This window comes from Kribbella koreensis (assembly GCF_039525325.1).
Classification (GTDB): Bacteria; Actinomycetota; Actinomycetes; order Propionibacteriales; family Kribbellaceae; genus Kribbella; species Kribbella koreensis.
This window is the reverse complement of sequence record NZ_BAAAHK010000017.1, coordinates 130,128-150,595: the sequence shown is the minus strand read 5'-3', so window position 1 is coordinate 150,595 and position 20,468 is coordinate 130,128. Positions and strand designations below refer to the sequence as shown.

At 67.9% G+C, this 20,468-nt stretch carries 12 protein-coding genes and 1 pseudogene; 5 read left to right on the top strand and 8 right to left on the bottom strand.

Going from position 1 to position 20,468, the window contains the following annotated elements:
- The 3 genes and pseudogenes from ABD116_RS30195 to ABD116_RS30185 form a co-directional block, all read right to left on the bottom strand.
- Positions 1–212 (bottom strand): annotated as a pseudogene (locus ABD116_RS30195) (zinc-ribbon domain-containing protein); the annotation flags it as partial.
- An 81-nt stretch (positions 213–293) separates the two neighbouring features.
- Positions 294–908 (bottom strand): dephospho-CoA kinase, encoded by a 615-nt coding sequence (gene coaE / locus ABD116_RS30190; protein ID WP_343977855.1) that lies wholly within the window; start codon positions 906–908, stop codon positions 294–296.
- A gap of 21 nt (positions 909–929) precedes the next feature.
- Positions 930–4,295, bottom strand: a complete 3,366-nt coding sequence (locus ABD116_RS30185; RefSeq protein WP_343977852.1) for an RICIN domain-containing protein — start codon at positions 4,293–4,295, stop codon at positions 930–932.
- A 189-nt stretch (positions 4,296–4,484) separates the two neighbouring features.
- On the opposite strand from ABD116_RS30185, the gene ABD116_RS30180 reads away from it, so the two are divergent.
- Both ABD116_RS30180 and ABD116_RS30175 read left to right on the top strand, forming a co-directional pair.
- Positions 4,485–6,638: a hypothetical protein gene (locus tag ABD116_RS30180; RefSeq protein WP_343977849.1), complete on the top strand. Its 2,154-nt coding sequence runs from the start codon at positions 4,485–4,487 to the stop codon at positions 6,636–6,638.
- The gene (locus tag ABD116_RS30175) at positions 6,560–10,639 is read left to right on the top strand and encodes an RHS repeat domain-containing protein (RefSeq protein WP_343977847.1); all 4,080 of its coding nucleotides are present in this window, start codon (positions 6,560–6,562) and stop codon (positions 10,637–10,639) included. Before ABD116_RS30180 ends, ABD116_RS30175 begins: the two co-directional genes overlap by 79 nt.
- A 133-nt stretch (positions 10,640–10,772) precedes the next feature.
- Here ABD116_RS30175 and rpsA read toward each other — a convergent pair whose 3' ends face one another.
- The 3 genes from rpsA to ABD116_RS30160 all read right to left on the bottom strand — a co-directional run bounded on the left by rpsA (position 10,773) and on the right by ABD116_RS30160 (position 14,387).
- The gene (gene rpsA, locus ABD116_RS30170; RefSeq protein WP_343977844.1) at positions 10,773–12,266 is read right to left on the bottom strand and encodes a 30S ribosomal protein S1; all 1,494 of its coding nucleotides are present in this window, start codon (positions 12,264–12,266) and stop codon (positions 10,773–10,775) included.
- A gap of 209 nt (positions 12,267–12,475) precedes the next feature.
- Positions 12,476–13,381, bottom strand: a complete 906-nt coding sequence (locus ABD116_RS30165) for a phosphotransferase family protein (protein WP_343977841.1) — start codon at positions 13,379–13,381, stop codon at positions 12,476–12,478.
- Positions 13,382–13,478: 97 nt separating this feature from the next.
- Complete coding sequence (locus ABD116_RS30160) at positions 13,479–14,387, bottom strand: SGNH/GDSL hydrolase family protein (protein WP_343977838.1); 909 nt, start codon at positions 14,385–14,387, stop codon at positions 13,479–13,481.
- Between the two features lie 141 nt (positions 14,388–14,528).
- Between ABD116_RS30160 and ABD116_RS30155 the strand changes: the two genes are divergently transcribed.
- The 3 genes from ABD116_RS30155 to ABD116_RS30145 all read left to right on the top strand — a co-directional run bounded on the left by ABD116_RS30155 (position 14,529) and on the right by ABD116_RS30145 (position 16,566).
- A complete protein-coding gene (locus ABD116_RS30155) occupies positions 14,529–15,098 on the top strand; it encodes a TetR/AcrR family transcriptional regulator (RefSeq protein WP_343977835.1) in 570 nt (189 codons plus the stop codon).
- A complete protein-coding gene (locus tag ABD116_RS30150) occupies positions 15,095–15,631 on the top strand; it encodes an SRPBCC family protein (RefSeq protein ID WP_343977832.1) in 537 nt (178 codons plus the stop codon). Before ABD116_RS30155 ends, ABD116_RS30150 begins: the two co-directional genes overlap by 4 nt.
- A 137-nt stretch (positions 15,632–15,768) precedes the next feature.
- Positions 15,769–16,566 carry a class I SAM-dependent methyltransferase gene (locus ABD116_RS30145; protein ID WP_343977829.1) on the top strand — a complete coding sequence of 266 codons (798 nt, stop codon included), beginning with the start codon at positions 15,769–15,771 and terminating at the stop codon, positions 16,564–16,566.
- Here ABD116_RS30145 and ABD116_RS30140 read toward each other — a convergent pair.
- The gene (locus ABD116_RS30140) at positions 16,563–19,730 is read right to left on the bottom strand and encodes a hypothetical protein (protein ID WP_343977826.1); all 3,168 of its coding nucleotides are present in this window, start codon (positions 19,728–19,730) and stop codon (positions 16,563–16,565) included. The two genes, ABD116_RS30145 and ABD116_RS30140, sit on opposite strands and share 4 nt — an antisense overlap.
- Complete coding sequence (locus ABD116_RS30135; RefSeq protein WP_343977823.1) at positions 19,727–20,332, bottom strand: hypothetical protein; 606 nt, start codon at positions 20,330–20,332, stop codon at positions 19,727–19,729. Before ABD116_RS30135 ends, ABD116_RS30140 begins: the two co-directional genes overlap by 4 nt.
- Between the last annotated feature and the right edge of the window lie 136 nt (positions 20,333–20,468).

The following is a 20,468-nucleotide window of genomic DNA, read 5'->3' as shown; positions in this document are numbered from 1 at the left end:
GCGATGCCCAGTGCGACCCGATAGGTGTACGGCTGGCGGCCCGCGCCCTGCGGCATGATCGTCGAGACCAGCTTGAACGAAGCCACCGGCTCGTCCGGTCTGGCCGCATAGGCCTTCTTGCGCTCGGCGTCCCCGGTCTGCAGATCGTTGCCACAGTGGTGGCAGAAATGCGATACCTCGGGAACGTCAGAGCTACAGCGCGGACACTCCACGCCACCCTCCCTACCTTGGACTTCCGGACCGGGAAGATTCTCCAACAGCTCGGCCCGGAATCATCATTTCCGTCCCAAGGGTCACCCTTTCGTGGCCGGACCGTGTCCTGCTCGGCTCAGCAGTCCCGGCCAGAGCTCCTCGATCCGCGCGTCCAGCTCCTCGAGGCTGCCCGAGTTGTCGACGACCAGATCCGCCACCGCCAGCCGCTGCTCCCGCGTCGCCTGACTGGCGATCCGCGCCTTCGCTTCCGCGTCAGTCATCCCGCGATCCCGGGTCAGCCGCTCGACCTGCACCTCCTGCGGTACGTCGACCACGAGCACCAGATCGAAATTGCCACCCTGCCCCGTCTCCACCAGCAAGGGAATGTCGTGCACCACCACCGCATCCCCCGGCGCCGCGCTCTCGATCTCGGCCGCCCGCGCCCGTACCCGCGGATGAATGATCGCCTCCAGCTTCCGCCGGGCGACCTCATCCCCGAAGACGATCCGCCCCACCGCCGGCCGATCCAGCTCCCCCTCGGCGGTCAGCACGTCCCCGAACGCCGCAACCACCTCGGCCAACCCATCAGTGCCCCGGGCAACCACCTCCCGCGCCAGCACATCCGAGTCGATCACCACCGCGCCCCGTGCCGCCAGCCTCGACGACACGGAGCTCTTCCCGGACCCGATACCCCCGGTCAACCCGATCCTCAGCACACCTGCACCCTAGAGGACGCCCTAGACGCCCTCCAGGTCGAATCGTTGGCACGGGCCGTTCCAGTACGGCGAGATGTTCAGCCGCGCCCCGGCGTCCTCGCTGCAGCCGAGCACATCGATGGACAGCCCGGTTCTGGCCTCCTGGATGCTCCAGCTGCCGTCGTACGCCGGTTCGATCCGCCAGCGCTGGCAACTGGAGGCGCCGGCCTTCATCACCTCGATGCTGGTCCCGGGCAGCCCCGAGCAGCCTTCGATCTGTACCAGCTGACCGGTGGACGGCGCGACGAGCTGGTAGACGTCGTCGCCCAGCGGCTTGACCTGCCACTGCTGGCACTCACTGCCGTCCTCCTCGTCCCAGGTCCGTAGGTCGGCTCCCTCGGACAGGTCGCAGTCCTCGACGTCGAAGACCTTGCCACCGCGAACCGCCCTGACCCGGAAGGTCCCGTCGAGCTGGTCGTCGTTCACCGCCGCCCGCAGGATCCACTGCTGGCTGGCCGCCGCGGCACACGGCATCTGCACGACCGGCACGCCGTTGCCGAGCTTCGCGCCCCGGACCGCCGCGCACTTCCCGCTCTGCGCGAACTTCAGCCGTACGACGGTGTCGTACCCGCTGCCCTCGACGTACTCGATCGTCATCTGCTGGTTCGCCGTGCCGACGCAGGCCCATTGCTGGAGCGGGACGTCATCGTCGTCGCTGGCCTCGTCGACGTCCAGGCAGCGCGGTACGACATTGTCGAGGTGACCCTCCGCGTGCACGGTGTGCGCCTCGAACTGCTCCGTACCGGCGACCTGCTCGAGCCGGAACCGCTGATGCAGCTCGCCCGCGCAGGCCTGCTGCGTGATCGCTCCCCCGTCGTCCTGGGTCCCACCGGCCACCTCCAGGCAGCGGCCGCTGTGCCGGGCGACCAGCTCGTACGTCCGATGCTCGATGTCGAAGGTAGGACCGGCCGTGGCCCCTACCCTCGGCTCCTTCCACCCGCTCACCGGCGCCTTGAACGACGTACCGGTCGAGGTGAGCGTGGACACCTCGCGGCCGCCGTCGGCCAGCGCGGCCACCAGGCCGACGTCGTCCAGGTGGTCGCCGGTGAAGTCGCCGACGCTGAGCACCACCTTGGCCGGGTCGAACGTCGCAGCATCGTGCCACCAGTCGCCCAGGGTCAGCGCGGTACCGGTCGAGCGGAACACCTTCAGCGTCGTGTCGGGCTGCCCCGGCGTGTTCTCGTACAGCGACACGATGTCGTCCTTGCCGTCGCCGTCGACATCACCGACGACCGGGTGGTTGCGCTCCCAGCAGTACTTGCCGGTACCGCTGTCGAAGAGCGGAACCGGGGTGGGGGCGAAGGTGGTACCGGTCGAGCGGTAGTACTCGACGACCGTCCGGCAGCCGCCCGCGTTCTTCATGTCGACCAGATCGGCCCGCCCGTCCCCGTCGACATCGGCCAGCACCGGGGTGCTCTGCGCCCACTGCCCCTTCGCGGCGGCCAGCCAGGCGGTCGGGTGAGCAAGATCACCACCCCGGTAGACCTCGGCCCGCCAGGTCCCGTCGCCGTTGTTGATCTGGACGACGATGTCGCTCCGCTTGTCGCCGTTGACGTTGCCTGCGACGACCCGGGCCGTACTCAGCACCCACCCGTTCGCTGGTCCACGCCAAGCCGGCAGCGAGCCGGGCGCGTACGTGTTGCCGTCGGACTTGAGACTGTAGAGCGCCATCCGGCGACCGGCCTCCTCCCGGAAGAAGGCGGTGTCGGCCCGGCCGTCCCCGTCGAAGTCGCCCTGGGCCGGCCTGGTCCGGTACAACGGGAAGCCACCGTTCTCGCCGGAGTCGAAGGCCATCGCGCCCGTCTCGAACCCGCCGGCCTTGGCAGTCACGTTCCAGATCGCCGTCCGGCCGAACCCCTGGTCGATGACGGCGTCGACGTCGGCCCGCCCGTCGCCGTTGACGTCACCCCGGACGTACGTCTGCGGACTGGGATTCGGGCGCGCGGTGAGGTCCCAGCCGGTCGGATCGGGGCTCGTGTTGCCCGCCTTGTCGACGGCCAGCACGAACAGCCTGGCGGTCGGTATCCCGGAGTCGTCGGGCCACACGGTCACCGGCAACGTCGCCGTACCGTCCGGGCCGGCCTTGATCCGCTGGTCGATCCGGTCGGCCTGGAACCCGTACAGGTACTCGACGACATCCGTGTCACCCGCGGCCGGCCGCAACGTCATCCGGCCGACCGTCCGGGCCGGTACGCCGGGAGCGCCGTCGGGGAAGTCGGTCGACGCGACCGTCGGGGTGCCCGGCTTGACCAGGTCGACCTTGAAGAAGCATTTGGGGCTCTCGTCGCCGAAGTCGGCCCCGTCGTCGGCCACGCCGTCGTCGCTGCGTGCGGACACGGCGTACGTCGCGCCGTCGACCAGCTTCCCGTCGGGGACCTGCGGCCAGGAGAACGCCGCTCCGGATGTGGTGAAGGCCGACTCCTGCTGGTATTGGATCTTGTTGTCGGTGGCCCGGCGGATCAACAGCCTGGTCTTGATGTTGTCGCCGTCCGGGTCGCTGGCGACGGCGGCGAAGGTGGGCCGGGCGGTGCTGATCAGGGTCGGCGCCGCGGCGGTGCCGCAGGGCCGGGGCCGGGTCAGGTTCAGTTTGATCGGCGGCCGTGGCAGGTTGTTGTACTCGACGATGAGCTTGGCCGTCTCGGGCCGGAACTTCTTCCACTGCTCCCTCGACTCCCTGGTGGTGCCGGTCTCGTCCGGCGCCCGCAGGCCCAGGGTGACGAACCCGGTCCGGCTCTCGGCCGACCACTGGACGACCTGGGTCAGCGCGTCGGAGCCGAACGCCATCTCCATGTCCTCCTCATGCCCGGTCCAGGCGTGCCCGGCGGCCGTGGCCAGCTCGCCCTGCCAGTGGGAGTCGGTCGTCGAGTTCCAGGTGAGGTCCTCGTCGGGGTCGATCGGGTAGGTCTCGAAGAGGTCGACGTTGGTCGGTGTACCGGTCGGGCTGTGGTCGAGCACGATGCTGAACGACGACGAGATCACCCGGGCGCCGTTGATCGGCGCGGTGTCGAGCTGGAAGAACGAGCGGTACACGTTGCCGGACTGGTCGTAGGCGTAGCCGACCTTGGCGCCCTCGTCGCGGTCCTGGTTCCAGTACGAGTCGTCGGGGAACTTCTTGTTCACATGGGTCCAGCGGTATTGGCTGCCACCCCAGGAGCCGGCCACGGCCTTGCTCGCACGGCCGGAACGGGCGGTGAGCTCGATCCGTTTCTTGGTCGCCTTGGCGAGTGGGGCCGACGCCTCGACGGCCTTCACGGCCGGCTCGACGGCCGGTGACCCGAAGGCCGTCGTCGGCACCGTCAAGGCCAGCAGCAATGCTCCCGCCAGCAGGCGGATTCCAGCTCGGGGCACAGCACTCACCATCATTCCGAAGTCGGGGCGGTCGCCGGATCAAGCTGGCACGGAAATCCTGGGAAAGCGCGCTTTTCGACGAATCTAGAAATGGCCGCGGCCGTCGTTTCCAACTATTTCGAAGTCCATTGACCGGCCTGGCCGGGCGAGGTTGAGATGCGCTGTCCCCCTTTGCCCACAGGAGGTTTCATGTCCCACCGCCGGCGAATAGCCACCGTTGTCCTGGTCGCCGCCAGCCTGATCGTGAGCGGCCAGCAGGCCGCCGCGTCAATGACCGCTCCGCCACCCAAACCGGACAAATGGAATCCGGTCAAGGACGTGTCGGTCGGCGGCCAGAACGCCAAACCGAGACCCGGTACGCCGGACCTCGACGACAACTTCGCCTTCACCAAGACCCCCGCCGCGGTGTGGCCGTCGGCCGGTACCGCCAAGGTCGATCTCCCTGCCGCCAAGGCCGTGGCGACGACCGTGACCGCCGCGAAGGCGGGAGCGCTGCCGATCCGGGTCGGCCCGGCCACTGCGGCCAACCGTGCGGTCGGCACCAAGAACGAGGCGACCGCCACCGCCGCGACGCCCAAGAGCGTCCAGGTCGACCTGATCGGCCGCAAGCAGAACTCGCTCGTGCTGCGGGTCTCGCGGGCCGACGGTGTGGCCAAAGCCGGCCCGGTGTCGGTCCGGGTCGACTACTCGGCCTTCAAGTACACCTTCGGCGGCGATTGGGGTAGCCGTCTCCGGTTGCTCAAGCTGCCCGAGTGTGCGCTGACCACTCCGGAGAAGGCCGAGTGCGCCGGCGTACCGGTGCCGACCGTGAACAACGGCCTCGGCGAACTCGCCGCTGACGTCCCTGCGGCGGGCAAGTCCGAGGGCCTGTTCGCCGTGGCTGCCGGCAGTTCCGGTGAGAAGGGCGATGCCGGCGCCACTCCACTCAGCCCGACCGCGACCTGGGAGGTCGGCGGGTCGTCGGGTGACTTCAACTGGTCGTACCCGATGAAGGTCCCGCCGAGCCTCGGCGGCCCCAAGCCCGAACTGGGCCTGGGCTACAGCTCCGGCGGTGTCGACGGCCGGACCACCACCTCGAACTCCCAGGCGTCCTGGGTCGGAGCCGGCTTCGACCTCGCGGTCGGCGGCTCGATCGAGCGCAAGTACGCCTCCTGCGGCGCGAAGTCCGAGCAGAAGGACAGCAACAACGGCACCAAGCCCACCGGCGACCTGTGCTGGGCCACCGACAACGCCACCTTCAGCCTCAACGGCTCGGGTGGCGAGCTGATCCCGGACGACGACGAACCGAACAAGTGGCACTCCAAGGCCGACAGCGGGCTGGTGATCGAGCGGCTGTTCGGCGCCGACAACGGCGATGCCGGCGGCGCCGGTGAGAACGCCGGGAACGACGGCGAGTACTGGGTGGTCACCGGCAAGGACGGGACGAAGTTCTACTTCGGCCTGAACAAGTTGCCCGGAGCAACCAGTGACGAGCAGGACACCCACTCGGCCTGGACCGTCCCGGTGTTCGGCAACCACCCCGGCGAGCCCTGCCGGGTGAACGCCTTCGCCGACTCGCACTGCGACCAGGCGTACCGCTGGAACCTCGACTACGTGGTCGATGCGCACGGCAACACGATGAGCCTGTTCTACGACGTCGAGACCGAGCGGTACGCCCGCGCGATGACGGCCACCGCGGTCAGCGAGTACGTCCGGGCCGGCCACCTCAGCCGGATCGAGTACGGCCAGCGTGACGGCGAGGTCTTCGACCAGCCGGCCGTCGGCCGGGTCACCTTCCAGACCGAGGACCGCTGCATCGGCGCCTGCGAGGAGGCCGACTACCCCGACACCCCGCTCGACCTCGCCTGCTACAGCGACACCGACTGCAAGGACCACTACAACCCGACCTTCTGGACCGCGCGACGACTCGCCTCGGTCACCACCGAGGTCGCCGACGGCACGGAGTACAAGCCGGTCAGCAAGTGGACCCTGCAACACACCTACCTCAAGGGCACCGACGACCGCGCCGGCCTGTGGCTGAACGGCATCACCAACACCGGCCTGGTCGACGGAACCCTGTCCACCCCGTCGGTCACCTTCGCCTCGATCATGAAGAACAACCGGGTAGCCGGCACCGGCCTCTCCCCCTTGGACTGGCCCCGGGTCAAAGCCGTCAAATACGGCAACGGCGGCGAACTGGCCGTCAACTACCTCGACCCCGACTGCAGCGTCCCCGACAACCTCCCGGCCCGCGACAACAACACCAAACGCTGCTACCCGGTGAAATGGACCCCCAGGGTCAACAGGAACGCGAAGACTGGTTCGGCAAATACGTCGTCAACCAGGTCACCGAATCCGACCTGACCACCGGCCTCGACCCCCAGGTCACCACGGTCGAGTACCTGAGCCCACCCGCCTGGCACCACGACGACGAAGACGGCCTGGTCCAGATCGACGCCAAAACCTGGTCCCAATGGCGCGGCTACGAGAAGGTCCGGGTCACCAAGGGCCTGGCCGGAGGCCCGCAGAGCGTCACCGAGAAGGTCTTCTACCGCGGCATGGACGGCGACGAGAACCAGGACGGGACCGTCAAGGACGTCAAGGTGACCGACTCCACCGGCGCCAAGGCCGAGGACCTCGAACCGCTGTCCGGTCAGCTCCGTGAGCAGACCAAGTACGACGGAACCAAGGTCGTCGACCGGGTGATCCGCGATTCGTGGGTCTCCGCGCCGACCGCTACCCGGGAGCGCCCGTGGGGCACCACCAGCTCGTTCCGGGTGGCGGAGAAGGGACTTCACCAGGATCAGGCCACCGACACCGGCCGCCGGACGATCGCCGGTGAGAACACCTACAACGCGGACGGCTCCGTCAAGGAGACGAGTTCCCTCGGCGACACCACCACGACCGCCGACGACACCTGCACCCGCTACGAGTACACCAAGAACGACGGCAGCGGCATCGCGGAGATCGTCTCCCGCCGCCAGGTGGTGGCCGTAGCCTGCAACAAGGCCTGGACCAACGCTCAGGTGCTCGTCGACGAGCGGATGTACTACGACGGCAGCAGCACCCCCGGCGGGGTCCGCGACCTGGGCGATCGCACCAAGTCCGAACGCCTCAGCGGGTTCGACAGCACCGGCAAACCGACGTACCAGGTGGTCGAGAAGGTCGACTACGACCCGATCGGGCGAGTCACCAAGACGACCAACGCCGCCGACAAGGACACGGTCGTCGCCTACTCGCCGGCCGGAGCGGCACCGGTCGAACAGACCACGGTGACGCAGCCGAACGGGCAGACCATCGAGACCGAGTTCGAACCCGCCTTCGGTACCGAGACCGCGATCAAGAACGCGGCCGGTCTGCGGTCGAAGACCGAGCTCGACCCGCTCGGCCGGACCGAGAAGATCTGGCTGCCCGGTCAGGACGGCCGGGCGACCCCGAACGCGGAGTACGACTACACCGTCCGCAGCGACGGCGCGGGCATGGTCACCTCCAAGACGCTCAACGGTGACGGCCGGCAGAACGTGACGGTGGAACTCAGCGACGGCCTCAACCGCAAGCGCGAGGTCCAGCGTCCGTCGGCCGACGGTGTCGGCCAGGTGATCACGGAGTACGTCTACGACTCCCGTGGCTTCCAGATCAAGGAGAACGGGCCGTACTTCAACCGCAACCCGATCGACGACAAGGTGTTCGTCGCGGACGAGGCCCAGCTGTCCACTCAGCAGGTCGCGGAGTTCGGCAACACCGACCAGGTGAAAGAGGAGATCTTCGTCTCCAAGCAGGCCGAGCAGTGGCGGACGTCGCACAGCAGCGCGGCGGGCCGGCAGACCGTCGAACCACCCACCGGCAGTCAGGCGACCACCAAGATCACCAACGCCAAGGGCCAGGTGACCGAGCTGCGCCAGTACGCCGGTACGAAGGCCACCGGCGCGTTCGACAAGACCGCCTACGAGTACCACCCGGCCGGTCAGCTCGCCAAGGTGACCGACCCGGCCGGCAACGTCTGGTCCTTCGACTACGACGTCCGTGGCCGCAGGACCAAGACCGTGGATCCGGACAAGGGCACCACCGTCTTCACGTACGACGATCTCGACCAGCTCGTGTCGCAGAAGGGCTCGAACGGCATCACGGTCTCGTTCAGCTATGACGGCGCCGGCCGGCAGACCGCGGAGTACGCGACCAAACCCGGCGGGTCGCCGGTGCTGCAGGCGGAGTGGAAGTACGACACCGTTCAGGCAGGTGCGCTCAGCAGCGCGATCCGTTACGTCGACGGGCAGCCCTACGAAACCAAGATCACCGGGTACGACGTGACCGGCAAGCCGACCGGGACCGAACTGACGATCCCGGCCTCCGAGGGCGCGCTGGCAGGCACCTATCCGATCAAGACGACGTACCGCCTCGACGGGCAGGTCGACGGCACCGAACTGCCGGCCATCGGCGGCCTGCCCGCCGAGACCATCAAGGTCGGCTACAACCAGCAGAACCTGCCGATCACGCTGACCGGTGCGGACACCTACCTCACCGGCACGCAGTTCAACAGCGTCGGTCACACCACGTTGCTGAGCTCGAGCAAGGACGGCAACTGGGTTCAGCAGGGATTCGAGTACGACCCCCGGACCCAGGCGTTGACCCGGGCCGTCACGAAGACTGCGACCGCCAAGATCGGCGACCTCAACTACAAGTACGACGCGTCGGGCAACGTCCTCAAGATCACCGACACCCCGACCGGCGAGACGCCCGACACGCAGTGCTTCGGGTACGACCAGTTCCAGCGGATGACGTCGGCCTGGACACCCGGGAACGGCGACTGTGCCGCGACACCCACCAAGGACACGCTCGGCGGCCCGGCGCCGTACTGGCACAGCTGGACCTTCGACAAGACCGGCAACCGCAAGACCGAGACCCGGACGACAGCGGCCGGGAGCACGAACAGCGCCTATACCTATCCGGTCAACGGGGTGCGACCGCACGCGCTGAGCGCGGTCACCACCAACGGCAAGACCACCGCCTACGGCTATGACGCCGAAGGCAACCAGGTCACTCGCGACGTGTCCGGGGTGGGCGAATCGTTCACCTGGGATGCCGAGGGCCGGCTGGAGTCGGTGACCACGAAGGCCGGCAAGACGTCGTATATCTACGACGCCAACGGCGACCGGCTGATCCGCAGGACACCCAGCGGAACCACGCTGACGATCGGCCAGACCGAGCTGTTGCTGATGCCGGACGGCAGCAAACTGGGCACCCGGTACTACAGCCAGGGCGGCCGATCCGTCGCAGTCCGCGTCGGCAGCAAGCTGTCGTGGGTGGCCTCGGAGCTCCACAACACCAGCAACATCCAGATCGACGCGGTCAGCCAAGCGGTGCAGAAGCGCCGCCGCACGCCGTACGGCGAACTGCGCGGTGCGGCGCCGACCGGCTGGCAAGGTGATCGCGGCTTCGCCGGCGGTACCGACGACGCGTCAACCGGTCTGGTGCACCTCGGGGCACGCGAGTACGACCAGAGCACCGGCCGCTTCATCTCGGTCGACCCGGTCGCGGACTTCACCGACCCGCAACAGCTCAACGGTTACGCCTACGCGAACAACAGCCCGGTCACCTTCAACGACTCCGGCGGCCGGAAAACCGTGAAGAAGTGGCAGAAGGTCTTCGTCCAGAAGTGGAAGACCGTCGAGGAGCAGGTGACCAAGCTCCGCGAGGTCCACTACACGGTTCTGGTCACGATCATCAAGTACGTCTTCGACTACTTCCTCGCGACGCTCCGCGGCGACGTGGCCAAGCTCAAGGAACTGAAGATCCAGTTCGAGGAGGAGCGAACCCGGCAGGAGAAGATCATCGTCAACATTCAGCGGACCATCAAGGAGGTGCTCGAGGAGATCCGCGCGATCGACGTCTGGGTCCCGGACGACTCGGCCGAACAGAAGACCATCAACAACACCCTGGCCGAGGTCAACGGCTACGACACCGCCGCCACGGGCGTATCCGGGATGTGGCAGATCATCGGCGACACACTGGCCAAGATCAAAGCCAACATCCAACGCCTGGAAGAGGCCAAGGTGGTCGCCGAGAAGGTCAAGAACGACGCCGAGGCGCAGAAGAAGGCTGATGAGAATTACGGGAACGCCGTCGGGGATTCCATCGGGAAGGCCATCGTGTCCGGCGTGCTCGGCTTCCTCGGCGGTCTGGGGTGCGGGGCGCTCATCACCTCCACGGCCGGGCTTGCCGCACCCGGCTGTGTGGCCATAGTCGCGGGCACCTCGGCCGCGATCGGCGATGTCTGGCAGGCGACTGCCGCTCACGACCGGGACACGGTCGTGAGGAAGACCCGCGACCCCGGCTGTGCCTATGCCATGGGCGCCGGTACTTGCTGACGACCTGAGTTGAGGTACTGCGCCCCCGGCCGATTGGTCGGGGGCGCAGTTTTGTGACAGGAACGGGCGAGACCCCCACACCCAGTACGGGGGTGTGGGGGTCTCGGGTCTTGCGGGTGTTGCAGGGTTACTGTCAGCCCTGGCCGGTCAGCTTCTCGCGGAGAGCCTGGAGCGCCTCGTCGGAAGCGAGCGCGCCCTCGGCGGGTGCGTCGTCCTTCGGAGCAGCGCTGCCGCCGCCGGTGGCCGAGGAGTACGTGGAGGCCTCGCCGGCCTCGACGTCCGCGGTCTTGGCGTCCTCGATCTGCTTCTTGTGGGCCTCCCAGCGCGTGTGGGCCTCGGCGTACTGCCGCTCCCACTCCTCGCGCTGAGCGTCGAAGCCCTCGAGCCATTCGCCCGTCTCCGGGTCGAAGCCGTCGGGGTAGACGTAGTTGCCCTGGTCGTCGTACGTCGCCGCCATGCCGTACAGCGTGGGGTCGAAGTCGTCGGAGACGGGGTCGACACCCTCGTTGGCCTGCTTCAGCGACAGCGAGATCCGGCGACGCTCGAGGTCGATGTCGATGATCTTGACCATCACATCGTCGTTCACCTGAACGACCTGCTCCGGGATCTCGACGTGACGCTCGGCCAGCTCGGAGATGTGCACCAGACCCTCGATGCCCTCCTCCACGCGGACGAACGCACCGAACGGAACCAGCTTGGTGACCTTGCCGGGCACGATCTGGCCCATCTGGTGGGTCCGGGCGAACTGCTGCCACGGGTCTTCCTGGGTCGCCTTCAGCGACAGCGAGACGCGCTCGCGGTCCATGTCGACGTCCAGCACCTCGACGGTGACCTCCTGGCCGACCTCGACCACCTCGGTCGGGTGGTCGATGTGCTTCCAGGACAGCTCCGAGACGTGCACCAGACCGTCGACGCCGCCGAGGTCCACGAACGCACCGAAGTTGACGATCGAGGAGACGACACCCTTGCGGATCTGGCCCTTCTGCAGCTGGGTGAGGAAGTTCATCCGCACCTCGGACTGCGTCTGCTCCAGCCAGGCGCGACGCGACAGAACCACGTTGTTGCGGTTCTTGTCGAGCTCGATGATCTTGGCCTCGATCTCCTGGCCGACGTACGGCTGGAGGTCGCGGACACGACGCATCTCGACGAGCGAGGCGGGCAGGAAGCCGCGGAGGCCGATGTCGAGGATGAGTCCACCCTTGACGACCTCGATGACGGTACCGGTGACGACGCCGTCCTCTTCCTTGATCTTCTCGATCGTGCCCCAGGCCTTCTCGTACTGGGCGCGCTTCTTCGAAAGGATCAGGCGGCCTTCTTTGTCCTCCTTCTGGAGAACCAGGGCCTCGACGTGGTCGCCGACGTTGACGACCTCGTTCGGGTCGACGTCGTGCTTGATCGACAGCTCGCGCGACGGGATGACGCCCTCGGTCTTGTAACCGATGTCGAGGAGAACCTCGTCCCGGTCGACCTTGACGATGGTCCCCTCAACGATGTCGCCGTCGTTGAAGTACTTGATGGTCAGATCGATCGCCGCGAGGAAGTCTTCCTCCGACCCGATGTCATTGACCGCTACCTGCGGGGTGGTGCGTACTGCGGGGTCGAGAGGTGCCTCGATGCTGGCCGTCATGTGGTGAGTTGCTCCGTGGGCTGATGGTGTCGTACGGGTGCGCAATGGCCGTTGGATCGCATCTTGCTGCGAGCACGAGCCTGCTCCGTCTGAGGTCGCGCGGGCCCATAGCGCATCTCACAGAATACGTGTATGACGGAGGGCACGGCAACCCGGGGCACCCGGTGACGACCGGCCGCCCGCCGAGGTCTCTCGACGTGCCACTCGTCTCAATGTACGACGTCCGGGTCCGGACGGCCGCCCGCGAGGTCGCCCGTGTCGCAGATCCGGGTGAGCAGAGCGTTCGCCGCGGCCGCCACGGGGTTCGCCGCCGGCCGGGCCGCGAGGTCGATCAGCGCCCAGAGATCGGCCGCCCGGGCCTGGTCGACCAGCCTGTCCCCGAGGTCGAATCCAGCCCGTACGACGCTCAGCACCGCCCCCGCGAGCACCGGGTCGGTCTCGAACCGCAGCAGGTTGCCCAGGTCGGCGTACACGGACCCCGCATGCGCGAACTCCCAGTCGATCAGCCCCGTGAGCTGCGCGGTCGCCGGGTCGACCAGCAGGTTCTTCGGGTTGAAGTCGCTGTGCACCAGGCAGAACCGGTCCACCCCGACCTCGGCCAGCTCCTCCACCTCGTAGATCACGTCGGCGAACCGCTCGACCTGCTCACGCGTCAGCCCGATCTGCCGTGCGTGTGCCTGGAGGAACTCCTCCAGGTCGCCGACCCCGAACGGCTCGATGGCCAGCTCCCTCCCGACGAAGTCGCCGAAGCTCAGGAACGGCATCCCGCTCAGGCGCACGAGGAGCTCACCGAGCTGCTCCCCCACCTTCCGCCGCTCCGCGTCGCCGGCCGTCGCGAGATAGGTCTCGAGATTCACGCCGGGCAGCCGCTCGTACAAGACATAAGGAGGAGCGCCGTCGCCCGCGGGCTCGGGCATGGCGTCGAGCACCCGGGGCACCGGTAGCAGACCGCGCACGAGCCGCATCAGCGAGACATCGACCGCAGCCCGCGCCGGACGCTTGCCGTACAGCTTCAGCACGGCGTCCTCACCGCCGGCGCTCACGGCGAAGGTCTCCCCGCCATACCCGCCGGTCAGCGGCACCGCACTGGCCGCGATCGCACCGAAGTCGTCCATGCCGCGCATCCTGCCGCACGCCACGGACACCCACCACACACCAACCCGCCGGCGAGAGCGTCCTCACCGGCGGGCTGAGCGCGGCACCAGCGCCCGATTACGCCTTGGTGGGTGCTGCAAGTCCGGCCGCCGCAAGTACGGTCGGCACCGCATTCCGCAGGCCGGCCGCGTTCGGGTGCAGCGGGACGAGTCCGTTCGTCACCACGTTCGGGATCAGTCCCTCGATCCACCTGGTCGCGAGACCCTTGCACATGTCGTGCCCGATGCTCGGCGTCGCCAGATCGACGTACGTCGCACCGTGCGCCTGCGCCTGCTCCGCCATCCGGACGTTCAGCCGCGTCAGGGCCGACTGCAGGTAGTCCGCGTCCGACGCCCAGACCGGGACGACCGGCCAGCAGCCGCCCTTCTTGATCCCCGTCGGATAGCCGACCATCAGGATCTTCGCGTGCGGCGCCCGCTGCCGGATCTGCTCGATCACCGTCCCGTACGTCAGTGCGAACGCGTCGATCTTCTGCGCGAGCTTGTCGACCCCACCCGCGGTGTTGGTTGCCTTGCAGGACGTCCCGACCGGCTGCGGCAGCAGGTTCACGCAGGAGACCGCGAGCCCGACGAGGCCGATGTCGTTACCACCGATCCCGACCGTGACGAGCGTGGTGTCGGCGCTCAGGGCGTCGTACTGCGGCGCTGCGGTCCCGGTGATGATCCCCGGCTGTGGCTGCGCGAAATGCGTGGTGGTAGCACCGCCACAGGTGACGTCGCGGAATGTCGCCGGATGGACCTGATTGGCGATCAACGAGGCGTAGTTGACCGCCGATCGCGCACAGGTGAAGACCTCCTTCGCCGGCAACACCAGGGAGCCGGCGGCGTAGGAATCACCCATCGCGACGTACACGAGCGGCGGCGCCTCAACCGCTTGAGCTGTGGCCGCCGTGAGCGGGCTCGCCACCAGCAACCCGGTCGCGGCGAGTACCGCGACCATCCGAGCACGTACTGATCTCTTCTGCATGCTGCCCGCCTTCAACGTTAAGTGACTGGTCGGTAACAGTACGAGTCAGCTTGAAGAAAACTCACCTTTTCGGCAAGGGCTGGGGGCTGACAACTTTCCGTTCTTCAATTACGCTACTGCAGTATCGTAAAAGGAGGCGGGATGGCCGGACGAGGCAGACCGCGCGACACCGGGGTCGAGGGCAGGGTGCTCGCGGCCGCGGCGGCGGAGATCCGCCAGGGCGGGTACGACGCGCTGTCGATCGACCGGGTCGCCGAGCGGGCCGGGGTCGCGAAGACGACGCTGTACCGGCGCTGGGCATCGAAGGCCGAGCTGGTGGTCGCGCTGATCACCAACCTGCGCGAGGAAGTCCCGTTCGAACCGACCGACGACCCACGCGGAGACCTGACCGAGCTCGTCACCGCGATCGCCGCCAACCTCGCCGCGACCCCGACGAGCCTGATCGCCGACCTGGCCGCCGCAGCCGCCCGCGAACCACGCGTCGGCGAGAGCGTCCGCGCCCTCTGGGCCGAGCGCCACCGAGCCGTCACGGCCGTGGTCGCCAAGGCCCAGGAAGCCGGCCTCGTACTGGACCACGTCTCCCCCGCAGTCCTGGTCGACCAGTTGGTCGGCCCCCTGTACTACCGCCTGCTAGTCACCGGCGAGCCACTGACCCCCGACTACGCAACGACGCTCGTCCGCAGCGTCCTAGGCCCCGAGGAGCCGCAATGACCACCGCCACCACCAAGTCACCTCTACGCCGTCGCGTACTGACTGCCTTGGGCGCCGTCGTCGCCCTGCTGGCCGGCTACTGCATCTACGCCATAGCCCACACCACAGTGCTTCACGCCGAGATCGAGATCGACGCAACCCCCGACGAGGTCTGGAAGGTCCTGGCCGACCGCGCAGCCTACCCCGACTGGAACCCCTTCATCATCTCCTCGACCGGCGACCTGAAGACCGGCGCGAAGATCACCAACATCCTCAAGGACACCAACGGCGACGAAACAACCTTCACCCCCGAACTCCTCGCCGTCGACCCCGGCAGAGAACTCCGCTGGATCGGCAAGATCCCCCCGGGCGGCATCTTCGACGGCGAACACTCCTTCCGCATCGAAGCCCTCCCCGACGGCCGCTCCCGGCTGATCCAGGAAGAGAAGTTCAACGGCATCGCCGTCCCCTTCACCGTCGGCATGCTGAACAAAACCATCAAGCCCCAGTTCGAAGCCATGAACCGAGCCCTCGCCGCCCGCGCCACGAACTGACCCGCAACCTGTCCCGAACGACAGGACATAGTCGACTATTCGGCCGGGCGCCAGGCTCACCAAGGCGGCGGACGGCCGCGGTTCGGGCACTATGTCCTGTCCGTAGGGACACTCCGGCCCACCGATAGGCTGCGCAGGTGGTCGAACCGCGGCGGGTGGAGTTGAGTGGGGCGGAGACGTCCAAAGCTAGTCGGACCTACTGGGACTCGGCGGCTGAGGAGTATCTGGCGGAGCACGGGGAGTTTCTGGGGGACGACAGGTTCATCTGGTCGCCCGAGGGAGTGGATGAGGCTGCGGCGCAGCTGCTTGGGCCTGTGCGGGGGAAGCGGGTGCTCGAGGTTGGGTGTGGCGCTGCGCAGTGCTCGCGGTGGCTCGTGGGGCAGGGCGCGAATGTCGTTGCCTTTGACATCTCGGTGGAGCAGCTTCGGGTCGGGCGGGAGCTGGATCGGCGTACGGGGAGCGTAGTACGGACTGTTGCAGCTGATGCTGTTGCGATTCCCTTTAAGGACAACGGTTTTGACGTCGCTTGCTCGGCCTTCGGGGCGTTGCCGTTCGTTGCTGATGCGGAAGCGGCGCTGGGTGAGATCGCCCGGATCCTCAAGCCTGGTGGGCTACTGGTGTTTTCGGTGACGCATCCGATCAGGTGGAGCATGCCGGACGACCCGACGCCGGCCGGGCTGCGGATCACCCAGTCGTACTTCGACCGCACCCCGTACGTCGAAGTCGACGCCGACGGCACCCCCATCTACGCCGAGCACCACCGCACCACCGGCGACTGGATCCGCGCTCTCACCACCGCCGGCTTCGTCATCGACGACCTACTCGAACCCGAGTGGCCCGCCGGCAACCACAACGTCTGGGGCGGCTGGGGACCAGACCGCGGCCGGTTGGTACCCGGCACCGCGATCTGGTCCGCCCACAAGCCCCAGCTCTAGTTGCTGAACCGCCGCCGCAGCAACCCGGTCGCGCCGATCGCCACACCGAACACGCCCAGCCCGAGAAGCAACCGCACCCAGCTACGGCCGCCCTCACCACTGTCGCCGGCGAGCTTCAGCGAGTACGCCGTCGCGCCGACCGCACCTTCGGGTGCGCCATACGGCATCGACTCGGTCTTCGCCCGGTCGGCCGATGCCGACAGCACCCCGTACCGCCGCCCGAAGTCGAGCGCGGTGGCCGCACCGTTCTTGGTCAGCTCCTTCGCGCCTTCCTTCGACAGCCGGCTGGCCCCGTCCGGAATCGCCTTCCCGCCCTGCGACGCGGTCTCCAGCCCGTCGGCCAGCTTGCCCGACCCGTCAGCAGCCTTCCCGATCCCGGCCGACAGATCCTTGGACCCCTGCGCCACCTGATCGGACCCGTCCTTGGCCTTGCCGACGCCGTCAGCCAACTTGCCGGTGCCATCAGCCAACTTGCCAAGCCCGCTGTCGAGCTGCCCGGTCCCGTCAACCAGCACCCCGACCCCAGCCTTCAGTTGCCCAGCACCACCAGCCAGCTTCCAAGCGCCGTTGTCAAGCGCGCCCGCACCGACCTTGAGCTGACCCGCACCGCTGTCGAGCTTGCCAACACCGGCCTTGAGAGTGCCCGCACCGGTGTCGAGGTCACCAGCGCCCTTCTTCAACGCACCGGCACCCGCATCCAGATCCCCAGCGCCCTTCTTCAACGCACCAGCGCCGGTATCGAGCTGGTCGGCACCGGACTTCAGCGCACCGGCGCCGGTATCGAGCTGCTCAGCACCAGACTTGAGGGTTCCGGCGCCGGTATCGAGCACACCCGCACCGAGGTCGAGCTGGTCAGCACCGTCCGAGAGCAGGTTGAGCCCAGCCAGCAGGGTCTTGCCACCCTCCTGAATCTGCCCGACGCCAGCCTGGAGACCGTTGACCCCGCCGCGCAGAGTCTTGTTCGCGGGCGTGTCAGTCGCCTCGCCGATTCCGCCCTGAACGCTGGCGACCACGCTGGACACCAACTGGCTGATCCCCGCATCGACAGCGTCGAGGCCCTGGATCAGACCCGGCTTCGAGTCCGGGCAACCCGAGAGCCGGTTGTCGAGCCCGCACTGCAGCTGCGCGATCCCCGGCACGGCCCGCTGGGTCAGCCGGCCCTTCAGGTAGGCGAGCGCCTCCTGCATCGTGGCCGAGTCCGGCAGCGGCTTGTCCAGGTCAGGCGTCGAGCCGTTGATCGAACCCAGCTGGCCGATCAGGGAATCCAGGATCATCTTCTTGACGGTGTTCGTCTCCGGCCCGGCGTTCAGAGCTCCTGCCGGACCGTTCAGCAGCGCGGCCGCGGGACCGTAGCAGGCTTCGTCGTAGGTGCCGACGGCCTTGCCGTTGCTGACGCCCTTCAACGCGTCCGACGCACAGTCCACCCCACCACGCATCTTGTCGATGCCCGGACCGGCCGCGGAGAGCTGCTTTTTCAGGCTCTCCAGCCCGCCGAGCAGTGTCCCTTCGGCGCCGACCGATCCGATGCCGTCCTGGAGCTGCTTCACACCTGCGTGCAGTGCCTGCGCCTTCGTGGGCAGTTGCCCGATACCGCCGTACATCTGCACCAGGCCGTCCTCGACACCGTTCAGACCGGCGCTGACCTGGTTCAGTCCCTCGATCAGGCTGGGAGCCTTGCCGGTTGCCTCGTCGAGGCCGCTTGCGAGCTTGCCCGTACCGGCCTTGAGGTCGCCGGTACCGGCCTTGAGCTTGCCAGCACCTGTCTTCAGATCTCCGGTACCGGCCTTGAGCTTGCCGGCGCCAGTCTTGAGGTCGCCCGTTCCGGCCTTGAGCTTGCCGGCACCCGCCTTCAGGTCGGTGGTGCCGGCCTTCAGCTTGCCTGCACCGGCTTTGAGGTCACCGGTGCCCGCCTTCAGCTTGCCTGCGCCTGCGTTGAGGTCGGTGGTACCGGCCTTGAGCTTGTTGAGGCCGCCTTCCAGCTCACCCGTTCCGGCCTTGAGCTTGTTGGCACCCGCGCTCAGGTCCTTGGCGCCCTTGTTGAGCTTGCCTGCGCCATCGTTGATCTTGCTGGCGCCGTCGGCCGCTTCGCCGGTCTTGGTGCGGAGCAGCGATGCGCCGGTGTCGAGCTCACCGAGGCCGCCGGCCAGTTGCGCGGCGCCGTCCGAGAGCTTGCTGGCGCCGGGGGCGGCCTCGTTGGCCAGGCCCTCGTTGAGGGTCTTGGCGCCGGCGTTCAGCTGCAGCAGGCCGCCGAGGAGCTTCTCGGCTCCGTCGCGGAGGCGGATCAGGTTCGTGTCGAGCGTCGTACCGCCCTCGACCAGGTCGGAGCCCTTCTCGGCGCCGCTCTCGTACCCACTGACGGCGGCCTTGAAGGTCGGGCTGTCCAGCGGGCTGACCGGCAGCGCGGTCAGCTCGGCCTCGGGGACGACCGCGTCCTTGACCTCGGCCGCCCAGCCGAACTCGGCCGTCGCGGCGCCGACCGGCGGGAACAGCGTGACGGTGAAGCTGAGCTTCGTACCGCCCTTGCCGTCACCGGCCCGGTTCGCCTCGTTCGACGAGACGTCGGTGAACTCCGGCGGCAGCACCGTCGTGAGCTGGCCGACCATCGGGATGACCACGTCGGACTGCTCGGTGATCTTCTTGCCGTACCCGTCGGTGATGGTCACCTCGCGGGGCTCGGCCGAGGTGTTCTCGACGACGTAGTGCGCCTCGAGCCGGCCGTCCTTGCCGACCGCGTCGCCCGGCTTCTTGAGCTTCTTGCCGTTCAGCGTGTACGTGACGGCGACCTTGATCGGCAGCTTCTTCTTGTCGAAGTCGCTGACCGTCCGCATCCGCTGCTCGCCGTCGACGGTCAGGTCGACGTTCATCTTGCCGTCCTTGACCGACGGGCCGCCGAAGCCGTCCAGGTTCCGCAGGCCATCGGTCGAGACCGGGTTGGACAGCTTCACCTTGCCCTTGCCGGCGAAGTCGAGCTGCTCGTAGATCCGGGCGCCTTCGACCTTGCCGCTCGGGTCGAGCCGGGCCTGCACGGTCTCGGTGTTGGTGACCTTGACCGGGTCGGCGGTCAGCGCGGTCGTCGTCGCCAGCGCCTGCGACGTCGACAGGACGAGGGCGGTCGGGACGGCGACGGCGACAGCCAGTCCCCGGGTGATACGTCGGGCGCTCACGCGCGATCTCCTTCGGTGGCGGAAAACTCGTGAGTGGAAGCGGGTACCAGGGCTTCTTCTTCGGCCGTGGGCGCGTCGCCGGCCGGCGGATCCTCGGTCCGCTGGTTCGACGGCGCCCGCAACGGCCCCTGGATCGAGGTCGCCAGGAACCCGATCCCGGCGGCCAGCAGTACGCCGGTCGCGGCCGACGGCGACTGAGCCAGGAACGCCGGGCTGTCCGCGGTGTAGCTCTCCTCGTACACGGCGACCATCGCGGCCGCGCCGATCAACAGCGTCCACAACGGCAGCCGGTTGGCGGAACCGGCCGTGAACAGGACGCACACGACGACGACCAGAGCCGCTGCCACGGCCCGGCCCGAGGCCGAGTCGGGCAGATAAAGCGCCCGGATGGCGAATCCGAGCCAGGCGACCACGAGCCCGATCAGGAAGCCGGCCGCCCGCATCGCCGGCGTGCGCTCCTGGACCAGCCCGACCACTCCCCCCAGGGCCCCGCCGACCAGTGCCACGTGCTGCGTGTCCAGACCGAGGGCTTCCCCGATCAGGCACAACAGACCCGCGACCACTGCCAGCAGGGCTCCGCCGAGCAAGGTACTGCGCTGCATTGAGTCCTCCACCTCACTGTCGGACTCCGGGGACCCCATCCGGAAAATCCAAATTTCACGTACTTGAACTACCGTTCAGTACGAAGCTGATGGACGTTCCTACCAGGCGGTAACTGCAAGTTTCAATACCGGGGAG

Coding starts and splice junctions, on each gene's coding strand:
- ABD116_RS30180 (WP_343977849.1), top strand. CDS start 4,485: ATGTCCCACCGCCGGCGAATAGCCACCGTTGTCCTGGTCGCCGCCAGC.
- ABD116_RS30175 (WP_343977847.1), top strand. CDS start 6,560: ATGGACCCCCAGGGTCAACAGGAACGCGAAGACTGGTTCGGCAAATAC.
- rpsA (WP_343977844.1), bottom strand. CDS start 12,266: ATGACGGCCAGCATCGAGGCACCTCTCGACCCCGCAGTACGCACCACC.
- ABD116_RS30165 (WP_343977841.1), bottom strand. CDS start 13,381: ATGGACGACTTCGGTGCGATCGCGGCCAGTGCGGTGCCGCTGACCGGC.
- ABD116_RS30160 (WP_343977838.1), bottom strand. CDS start 14,387: ATGCAGAAGAGATCAGTACGTGCTCGGATGGTCGCGGTACTCGCCGCG.
- ABD116_RS30155 (WP_343977835.1), top strand. CDS start 14,529: ATGGCCGGACGAGGCAGACCGCGCGACACCGGGGTCGAGGGCAGGGTG.
- ABD116_RS30150 (WP_343977832.1), top strand. CDS start 15,095: ATGACCACCGCCACCACCAAGTCACCTCTACGCCGTCGCGTACTGACT.
- ABD116_RS30135 (WP_343977823.1), bottom strand. CDS start 20,332: ATGCAGCGCAGTACCTTGCTCGGCGGAGCCCTGCTGGCAGTGGTCGCG.